Annotated in this window: 8 protein-coding genes; 1 reads left to right on the forward strand and 7 read right to left on the reverse strand. The window is 68.5% G+C overall.

What is annotated here, in order from left to right; translation table 11 throughout:
• A partial coding sequence (locus AC04L7_RS06450; RefSeq protein ID WP_475512713.1) for a M13 family metallopeptidase occupies positions 1 to 1259 on the reverse strand: 1259 nt, incomplete at its 3' end.
• 161 nt (positions 1260 to 1420) lie between these two features.
• On the opposite strand from AC04L7_RS06450, the gene AC04L7_RS06455 reads away from it, so the two are divergent.
• The gene (locus AC04L7_RS06455) at positions 1421 to 2794 is read left to right on the forward strand and encodes an MBL fold metallo-hydrolase (RefSeq protein WP_435999763.1); all 1374 of its coding nucleotides are present in this window, start codon (positions 1421 to 1423) and stop codon (positions 2792 to 2794) included.
• A 19-nt stretch (positions 2795 to 2813) separates the two neighbouring features.
• Here the strand turns inward: AC04L7_RS06455 and AC04L7_RS06460 are convergent, their stop codons facing one another.
• The 6 genes from AC04L7_RS06460 to AC04L7_RS06485 form a co-directional block, all read right to left on the reverse strand.
• The gene (locus AC04L7_RS06460) at positions 2814 to 4517 is read right to left on the reverse strand and encodes a CHASE2 domain-containing protein (protein WP_435999761.1); all 1704 of its coding nucleotides are present in this window, start codon (positions 4515 to 4517) and stop codon (positions 2814 to 2816) included.
• Positions 4514 to 6172, reverse strand: coding sequence for a FecR family protein (locus tag AC04L7_RS06465; protein ID WP_435999759.1), 1659 nt, complete (start codon positions 6170 to 6172; stop codon positions 4514 to 4516). Before AC04L7_RS06465 ends, AC04L7_RS06460 begins: the two co-directional genes overlap by 4 nt.
• A 139-nt stretch (positions 6173 to 6311) precedes the next feature.
• Positions 6312 to 7361 (reverse strand): serine hydrolase domain-containing protein, encoded by a 1050-nt coding sequence (locus AC04L7_RS06470; protein ID WP_475512714.1) that lies wholly within the window; start codon positions 7359 to 7361, stop codon positions 6312 to 6314.
• Between the two features lie 40 nt (positions 7362 to 7401).
• The gene (locus AC04L7_RS06475) at positions 7402 to 8178 is read right to left on the reverse strand and encodes a queuosine precursor transporter (RefSeq protein ID WP_435999755.1); all 777 of its coding nucleotides are present in this window, start codon (positions 8176 to 8178) and stop codon (positions 7402 to 7404) included.
• A 3-nt stretch (positions 8179 to 8181) separates the two neighbouring features.
• Positions 8182 to 8853 carry a DUF502 domain-containing protein gene (locus AC04L7_RS06480; RefSeq protein ID WP_435999753.1) on the reverse strand — a complete coding sequence of 224 codons (672 nt, stop codon included), beginning with the start codon at positions 8851 to 8853 and terminating at the stop codon, positions 8182 to 8184.
• Between the two features lie 72 nt (positions 8854 to 8925).
• Positions 8926 to 9390, reverse strand: a complete 465-nt coding sequence (locus AC04L7_RS06485) for a DUF4442 domain-containing protein (RefSeq protein ID WP_296280298.1) — start codon at positions 9388 to 9390, stop codon at positions 8926 to 8928.
• Positions 9391 to 9506 lie beyond the last annotated feature (116 nt).

Here is a 9506-nt window from a genome sequence, read left to right on the forward strand (position 1 = left end):
AGGTTCTGGATGCGTSCCTTGAGCGCGGCGCCCAGGTTCGCCACCAGCGTTTCCATCTTGGCCTTGGCTTCCGGCGAGAAGGCCACCTTCACGTACATCTGGCCGAGCGCTTCGCCGCTCTGGCCCTCGATGGTGTCGAGCACGCGCTTCCAGCGCGGCTTGATTTCCTTCTGCCCGCGCAGCGTCTTGCTGTAGAAGTTGAACTGCTCGTTCGCGAAGGCATCGCTCAGGTAGGGCGAGGCGCCGTCGACGGTGTGGAAGCGCAGGTACGCGCGCCACGTCGCCGGATCGGTGTCGCCCAGCATCTTGCTGACCTCCTGATGGAAGGAGGGGATGGCGAGCGAGAACTGCTGCAGGCCGCTTACGCCCTGCGAGGCGAGGAACTTCGTCCACGAGAAGTTCGGCGTCAGCTTGTCGGCGTCGGCGACGGACACCATGTTGTTGTACAGGCTCACGTCGCGCGACAGGTCTTCACGCGACTTCGAGGCCTTCGCGAGGCGCGTTTCGAACGCCATGATGTCGTTGGCCTGCGTCTGCGCATCAGCCGCGGCCACGCCCGAGAGCTCGAGCACCTTCGCGATGTGCGCGACGTACGCCGTGCGGATGTCCTTCTTGTCGGCGTCGAAGTAGTAGTTCTTGTCAGGCAGGCCCAGGCCGCCCTGCATGGCGACCGCGGTGTTCATGTCCGGGTTGCTGAACTCCGGCAGCGAGCCGAAGCCGAACAGGAAGTTCTGTCCCTTGGCGGCGGTCTGGTTGAGGTAGGCGACGATGGCGTCCTTGTCCTGCAGGCCGTCGATCGAGGCCAGCATCGGCGCGATCGGCTGGACGCCCTGCGCGTTGGCCTTGGCTTCGTCCATGCCGGTCGCCCACAGGTCGCCGACGATCTTTTCAACGCCCGTCGCGCCGGCGTGCGCGGCGGCTTGTTCGGCGAGTTGTTTCTGGATGGCGGTGGAGCGCTCATCCAGCATTTCGAACGCGCCCCAGCTGGTGYGGTCGCTGGGGATCGCATTGGCGGCCAGCCACTTGCCGTTGGCATAACCCGCGAAGTCGGTGCACGCGTTCTTGGTGGTATCGAGGTCGGCCAGCTGGAAGCGGTTCACGCCCGGCAGGCTGCTTTCGTCCAGTTTCAGTTCCAGCGCGGCGGGCGCCTTGGCGGCCGTATCCGGGGCGGGGGCGGCGTCTTCCTTCTTCGCGCAGGCGGCCAGGGCGGCGGCCACGGCCAGCGACAGGATCAGTATCTGGGGTTTGCGGGCAATCACGATCTACTCCGGCCCCGGACAGGGGCAATGGAAAAAAAGGAACCCCCGGAGGGGGCGTGGCGGCGACTCTACGCCTGTCACCGGGGGGGCAGGTGTGTCGAAGGTCATGCCCCAGGGGGCCGTAGCGGCCATACTGGGCGCCACGGCGAGGAGGGCATTCCATGCAGGTCCATTTCCATGGCGCGGCGGGCGAAGTCACCGGTTCCATGCACCTGGTCGAAGCGGCCGGCCAGCGCATCCTGCTGGATTGCGGGCTGATCCAGGGCAGCCGCGACGCCGAGGCGCGCAACGCGGAGCCGTTTCCGTTCGACCCCGCCACGCTGGATGCGGTGGTGCTGAGCCATGCCCATATCGACCACATCGGGCGACTGCCGCTGCTGGTCAAGCGTGGTTTCCGTGGCCCCATCCATACGCAGGGCGCCAGTGCCGAACTGCTGCCCATCATGCTGCTGGACACCGCGTCGCTGTCCGAATCCGAGACCGAACGCGCCAACCGCGGCCGTCGTCCGGGTGCGCCGGCGATGGAGCCCCTGTTCTCCGAGGAGGACGTGCACGCCACCATGAAACTCGTGCGTCCGGTTCCCTACGACGAGCGTACGACCATCGCGCCCGGTGTGGACATCGTCCTGCGCGACGCCGGCCACATCCTGGGCTCGGCGATCGTCGAACTGTGGGCCGATGGCCGCAAGCTCGTGTTCTCCGGCGATCTGGGCCCCAAGGGCACGCCCATCCTGCGCGATCCCAGCGTGGTGAAGCAGGCCGACCTGCTGTTGATGGAGTCGACCTACGGGGACCGCAATCATCGTGATCGCCCGGAAACGATCCGCGAGCTGGGCGAGATCTTCGAGCATGCCTGGCGCGACCGCGGCAACGTGCTCATCCCGGCGTTCGCGGTCGGCCGCACGCAGGAGCTGCTGTACTGGTTCGCCCGCCACTGGGAGGCGTGGAAGCTGGCGCGCTGGCGGATATTCCTGGACAGCCCCATGGCGGCAAAGGTGGTCGGCGTGTATGCGCGCCACCACGGCCTGTTCGACGAGGATGCGCGGCGCGTGTGGGCGCAGTCGCCCAATCCGTTCCGCCTGCCCAACCTGCACATGGTCGAGACCACCCAGCAGTCGATGGCGATCAACCAGGTGGAGAACGGCGCCATCATCATCGCGGGCTCCGGCATGGCCAACGGTGGCCGCATCCAGCACCACCTGCGCTACAACGTCGGGCGGCGCAACGCGCATATCGTGTTCGTCGGCTACCAGGCCGAAGGCACGCTGGGCCGGCGCCTGGTCGATGGAGCGCCGTGGGTGCGCATCCATGGCCGCGACTACCGCGTGAACGCGCAGCGGCACACCGTCGGCGGCCTGTCCGCGCACACGGACCAGCAGGGCCTGCTGGCGTGGTACGGCAACTTCCAGCCCGCGCCGCCGCTGGTGCTGGTGCACGGCGAAGATCGCGCACGCGAAGCCCTGGCAGGCGAGATCGGCGAGCGCCACGGGGTGCCGGTGGAACTGGCGCGGCCGGGGATGGTGGTCGACGTCTGACGACGCCGTGCGCCGCACGTCAGGCGCGCGTGACCGGCGCACCGATGGCGTCGTGTTCGCCCGTATGGCTGAAGCTGCGGTTGCGGCCGGCCTGCTTGGCGCGGTAGAGCGCGGCGTCTGCGCGGTCGAACACGTCTTCCGGTCCGACATCGTCGCCGGACGTATAGGTGTGGATGCCGACGCTCGCGGTGAACGGCGGCGGTGCGCCCGCGTTCGCGCCGTGCGGCTTGCGTGCGTGGTTGGCCAGGTCCACGTGGATGGTGGTGGCGATGGTGGCCGCTGCCTGTGCCGAGGTCTCCGGCAGCAGCACCGCGAACTCGTCGCCTCCCAGGCGTGCGACCAGGTCGCGCGGACGGCGCGCGCGGCTGCGGAGGATGCGCCCGAGCGACTTCAGGGCGGCGTCGCCGGCCGCATGTCCCTGCGTGTCGTTGAGCTGTTTGAAGTGGTCGATGTCCATCACCAGCAGCGAAAGCGGTTGGCCGCTGCGGCGCGCGATGCGCAGTTCGTGGTCCAGGGCATGGTCGAACCGGCTGCGGTTGGCCAGCCCGGTAAGGGAGTCCGACTGCGCCTGCTGGTGGGTACGCCGCAGCAGGCGGTAGATCCACAGCGAAGCGCCCAGCGCCAGCACCAGCAGGGCGGGCACCGGGGAGAACCAAGCGTGGGCATAGCGCAGCAGCAGGATCGACAGCACCACGACGCCGGCCATCGTCAGGATGGTGGGGCGCCAGATATGGCGGAGCCCGGGCAGCAGCGAGAGCAGCAGCGGAAGCGCCGCCAGCGTCGCTGCCAGCATCGCCTGCCAGCCTTCCGACATCGGCGTGATGGCGGCGCGTTTCAGCAGCATGTTCAGCAGGTTGGCCTGGTAGTCGGTCCCGCTCATGCTGGCGTTCGGGGGCTGGCCGGGCGCGCGCGCCAGCGGCCCCATGCCGGTCGCGCTGACGCCGACGAGGATCCAGTTGCCGCGCAGCAGCGACGCCGGGATGCGCTGGTTGAGGATGTCCGTATACGACACGTGGCGGAACGCATTCGGCGGCGAAGTGAACGGCACCCGGACCTCGTAGTCGCGTACCCACTCCGACGCGGAGGCCGGTTCCAGGCCCGTCATGACCAGCCGGCGCCCGGGCAACTCCGTGCCCGCGCCCTGGTCGAGCTGCAGCAATGCCAACGCCAGCGCGGGCCAGTGCGGCGAGCCAAGGCCGGCGCGCAGATAAGCCGTGCGCGCCACGCCGTCGGCATCCAGCGCCATCTCGGCATGGCCCAGCGATGCCGCCGAGGCCGCGAACTCGGGGATCGGCATCAGTTCGACCGTGGAGCTGTTGAGCTGGACCGGCTCGGCCAGCACCGGCAGCACCACCCGGCCGCTGCGGCTGATCGCGCGCGCCAGCAGGGCGTCGCCCTCGGGATCGAACAGTGCGGGCTCCGACAGCAGCACGTTGAATGCGATGCCCTTCACATCGGTGAGCCGCAGACGGTCGACGAGTTGCGCATGCGTGCGCCGCGACCACGGCCACCGGCCGAGTTCGGCCAGGCTTTTCTGGTCGACGTCGACCACCACGATGCGGGGGTCGGCGTCCGGCGCTGCGCCCAGGATCAACCGGTCATACACCCACGCATCGAGCGGGGCGGTGATCCCGGACAGGGTGACGAGAATCGCCAGCGCGGCCGCGCCCACCGCCGTCAGCAGGCGGGGTTTCCATTTGGGCGTGGCCGGGGCGGTGCTCACAGGGCCAGCAGTATGAGCAATGCGCCGGCTCCCGCGCCAATCCGGCACCAGCGGCAGGGCACCTCGACCACCTGGGCAGGCGGGAACGGGCCTTCGAAGCCATCCACGTCGATGGTCTGGGCGCGCAGGTACCAGGTACCCGAGCGCAGCCGGGGCAGGGTGATCTCGGCCTCGGCGACGAGTTCGTCGACCTGCGGGGCGCTGAAATCCGGGGTCCGCGACATCTGGAAGCGATAGCGCTGCCCGGGTTGGCCGGCTGGCCAGCGGAAGGTCACGTCACGGGTGCTGCCAGGCTCGGCCGCAGCGCGGTCGATGTCGGTGATCTCCGCCAGCGGACGCACGGTGAAGGCCACGCTGTCGCCGAAGGGCCCGGCCTTCCCGGTGCCGTCCACGCTGCGGATGCGCCAGGCGTAGTCGCCGGGGGGCAGGGGATCGGGTAGCCGGGCCTGCGTGGTGCCCTCGATGCGCGCCTGCGCGACGGGCTGGTGGAAACCGGAGGGGCCCGCCACCTCATAGTCGTACGCGGTGGCGCCAGGCGCCTGCGTCCAGGCCAGGTCTACCCCGGGCGTGCGAATGACGCCCCCTGCGGCAGGCGCGATGGAATACGGTGCCGCGGGCTGGTCATCGATCTGCAGGCTTGCGACCGCATCGTGGCCTTCCAGCCCGGCGGACGAGATCGCACGGACACGTACGAAGTAATGGCCTGCTCCGAGCGCAGGCAGCGTGTAGCGCGGAGCATCGCTTTCGGCATCCACCCTCAGGCTGTCGAACGAACGCTGCGCACTGGCCTGGATGCGGTATCGCTGCGCGCCGGGGACGGCAGGCCACGCGAGATCCGCGCGGGCACGCTGCGACAGTGGCGCCAGGCGCGACAGGTCGGGCGCCGGCAACAGCGCGACCGGGGTGACTGCGGCCTGGCCCTGCGCCACCACCGCGCCGAAACCCCGGCGAAGCACGGCGCCGCGCTGGCGGGGAGCGCTGACCGCGACACGTCCTTCCAGCACCTCGGTGTGCGTCTTGTCGTCGCGGGCTTCCACGCGGAACTGCGTGCCGCGCACCGCGGACGATGCGCTGGGGGTGTCCACGATGAAGTTGGCCGCCGGTCCACGCAGGTGGCGGACGTCATTGCCGATGCGCCCGCGCTGCAGGCGCAGCCGGGTGTCGGCCATGCCGGAACGGCCGAAGCGGGTCAGCCGGTCGAGCAGCAACTCGCTGCCGCCGAGCAACAGCAGCCGCGAGCCGTCGGCGAACTGCAGGCTGAGCGAGGCCTCCGGCGAGGTCGTCACGCGCGCGCCGCTGCCCAGCGACATCCCGGCCGTCACCGGCGCATCGCGGCCGGCTGCGGTGCGTGCCACCGCAGCGCCCTGCAGCGCGACGACCTTGGCGGTCGCCGGCTGGTCATGCAGCCATTCGAGCGGAATCCGCAGTGTGCTGCCCGGTGGCAACTGGTAGGGGTTCGCGATGCGGTTGTGCGCCTGCAGCCGCTGCCAGGGGATCGAAGGCTTGAGGTACGCGCCGGTCACATCCCACAGCGTGTCGCCGGGACGGACGCGATAGACCCATTCCTGCGCGTGGACCGACCACGACGCCAGCACCAGCATCGCCAGGCCGCACCAGCCCAGCCATCCTTTCCCCCGGCTCGCCCGCCCTCGCATTGCACGCTCCCGCATTGATCGTCAGGAAATGTTGAATCGATCACAATTATAGAAGCTTTGATCCGGCATCTGGCCGGTGTTGCCCTTGTTCGTCGTTAATGTGACTTGGCTTGGCGGAGCGCGCCCCGTCCCGGCACCCTCAGGGTGTGCCGCCCCACCGGGCGGCGATGCGGCGCGCCAGCGCGTAGGGCTCCGGCGCATCGCGGTTGGTCAATACGATGACCGTCAGCCGTTGCGCCGGAAAGCGCAGCAGGACGTTGCGGAAGCCGATGCTTTCGCCCGAGTGCCACTGCATGCCGCCCTGCAGGCGCCATCCGAAGCCGTAGTGCGCCACGTCGGGTTCCCGCGTGGTGATCGAAGGCGCGAACGCCAGTGCGCGCGACGCGGYCGACAAGAGTCGATCGTCGTAGAGCGCGGCGTCCCAGCGCGCAAGATCCCCGATCGATGAGTAGATTCCCCCGTCGCCGAGCACCGCGCTGGTCATGCTCTGGTCGGTGCGCCGCCAGCGGCCGTCGCGGAGGCTGTAACCGAATGCGCGATCGGCTACCGGCGGGCCTTCGTCTTCGCGTGCCTGCGTCGCGGTCATGCCCAGTGGCGTGAAGATGCGCGCGCGCACGAACTCGGCGAACCGCTGTCCGGAGGCGCGCTCCACGACCAGCGACAGCAGCGCATAGCCGCTGTTGCTGTAACGGTAGGTGCTGCCGGCGGGAAAGTAGAGACGATCCTCGCGTTCCAGCAGGCGCAGCACATCCGCATCACGTACCTGTCGCGTCTGCGTGGCGGGAACGAGATCCTCGTAGTCGACCAGGCCCGACGTGTGGGTGAGCAGATGGCGAAGCGTGATGCCTTCGGCCGCCGCGGGCAGCGAAGGCAGCCAGCGCAGCAGCGGATCATCGACCGTCAGCATCCCGTCCTCGGCGAGCAGGAGCACGCAGGCGGCGGTGAACTGCTTGCTGATCGAGGCGAGGCGGAAGTTGGTCCCGGGCGAAGCGGCGATACCTGCTTCCAGATCGGCCATGCCATAGCTGCGCTGGAAGACGGGCACGCCCTCCTTCAGCACCAGTACCGACGCGCCCGGGACCTGGCCCGCATAGTCACGCATCCATGCGTCGATATCGTCTTTGCGCGTGGCGGCGCTCGCCTCGACGTTCGCCATCACCAGGATCCCCCACAGACAGGCTGCTTTCATCGCCTTCTCCCGGCCACCCAGGGCGAAGCCTAGCACCGGCTCAGTCGAGGGCGGCTTCGGCGCGGAGTTGACGCTCGCGTTCATGGCCCAGGTAGCGGCGGATGCCATGCCGCATCAGGTAAAGCAGCGGGATCAGCGCGATGGCCGCCAGCATCTTGTACACGTAGTTCACCGTGCTGACCGCCAGGAACAGCGAGGTCGGCCACTTCTGCGGCCCCAGCACGAAGGCGATGTAGATCACCACGAAGCTGTCCACCAGCTGCGAGATCGCGGTGGAGCCGGTGGCGCGCAGCCACACCCAGCGTTCGCCGGTAGCCTCGCGGATGCGGTGGAATACCGACACGTCGATCAGTTGTCCCATCAGGAACGCCACCACCGAGCCGGCGATCGTCCACATGCCCTGACCGAAGATGGCGGCGAAGGCCTTCTGGTAATCCGGCACGCCCTGCGCCTGTGCCGCGTCCACCCACCAGCCTGCCGGCGCCAGCGCGATCGCGGCGAAGGCGAAGAGGAAGCCGTAGACGATCAGCGCCACCGCCAGCCACGAGATGAAGCGCACGCCGCGCTTACCGAAGAACTCGTTGATGGTGTCCGTGAGGACGAACACGAACGGCCACAGCAGCGTACCGGCGGTGAAGCTGAGCGAGCCCGTCTGGCCGAACAGGTTCCATTCCAGCGGCGCGATGCCCAGTGTGTCTTCCAGCGCGAAGATCTTGACGCCGATGAACTCGGCCAGCACCGCGTTGGCGCAGAACACCGCCGCCAGCACGATGAAGAGGCGGACCGCACGGTCGTCCAGCGTGCGCGGCGCGTCCATCGGTCAGCGCTCCCCGGCGCGGGTGAACGGCATGGTTTCCGGTGCCACGGCACCGCCGGAAATGATGAAGCTCATCGCCTGGTCCACCGTCCAGTCGGTCGGCGTCAGCAGCTCGACCGGCACGATCTCCAGGTAACCCGACGTCGGGTTGGGCGTGGTCGGCACGTAGACGGCGGCGAGTTCGCGGCCGCTGCCTTCCTCACGGATCACCCGCGTCACCAGGCCGACCGATTTCATCTCCCGGTGCGGGAAGTCGATCAGCACCACGCGCTGCGTGCTGCCCGGCTTGGTCTCGAGCATGTCCAGCAGCTTGCGTGCGCTGGTGTAGATGACGTTCGCCAGCGGTACGCGCGCGATCAGCGCCTCGAACCAGCTCAGCAATCGCTGCCCGACCACGCGCCGCGTCAGCGCACCCACGGCCAGGATCACGAACAGCGTCGCGACCATGGCGATGGTGTTCTGCACCCACAGGCCGTTGAACCACCCCAGCGACTGCGGGAACGTAGCCGCGATCTGGTGCGACAACGGCTCCACCCACGGCTTGCTGATGTCGGACAGCAGCACGAACACGAACTTGATGACGACCCACGTCAGCCAGATGGGCAACAGGGTCAGCAGACCGGTGATGAAGAGCTTCTGCACCGAGACGCGGTGCGGGGGATGGTCGGGGAGCATGGGCCTATTGTAGGCCGCTGCAGGGCGGTGGCTGTAGCGCCATCGGTGAAACGCCGTGATGCCGTCCGCGCCTCAGCGTGCCGTCGTGCGCGCCTCGGGCTTCAACCGCACGTAGATCTGCTTGCGCACGCGGGCGACGACTTCGTTCTGCGCATTGAACACGTCGGCCGGCATCCAGCGGAGGTACTTCTGGCCATCGGCTGCCCCGGCGCGGATCTCGTCCAATACATGGCCGTCCAGCCTGAACTCGGCGTGCAGCGTGCCCTTGCCCGGCTTCACGAATTCGATCTCGGCGGCCTTGTCCCAGACGTAGTAGTCGGGACCCAGCCGCTCCTTGGCCAGGATCATCCAGAACGGATCGGTCATCGCGAACAGGCTGCCGCCGAAATGGGTGCCCACGTAGTTGCGGTTCCAGGGGCGCATGCGCAGTTCGACACGCGCGAAGGTCCAGTCGTCGGCCAGCTCGGTGACGTGGATGCCGCTGAGCAGGAAGGGCGGCCACACGTTGAAGATGTGGCGCAGGGTACCGGGTTTCATGCAGGACGACGGAGGGATCAGGAAGGGACGGGAAGGTATTCGCGGATCAGAACAGCAGGGAGGACATCTTCCGGCGGTACTGGCCCACCAGCGCGTCGTCCTCGATTACCCGGAAC

This window comes from Pseudoxanthomonas sp. LjRoot204_2 (assembly GCF_056175765.1).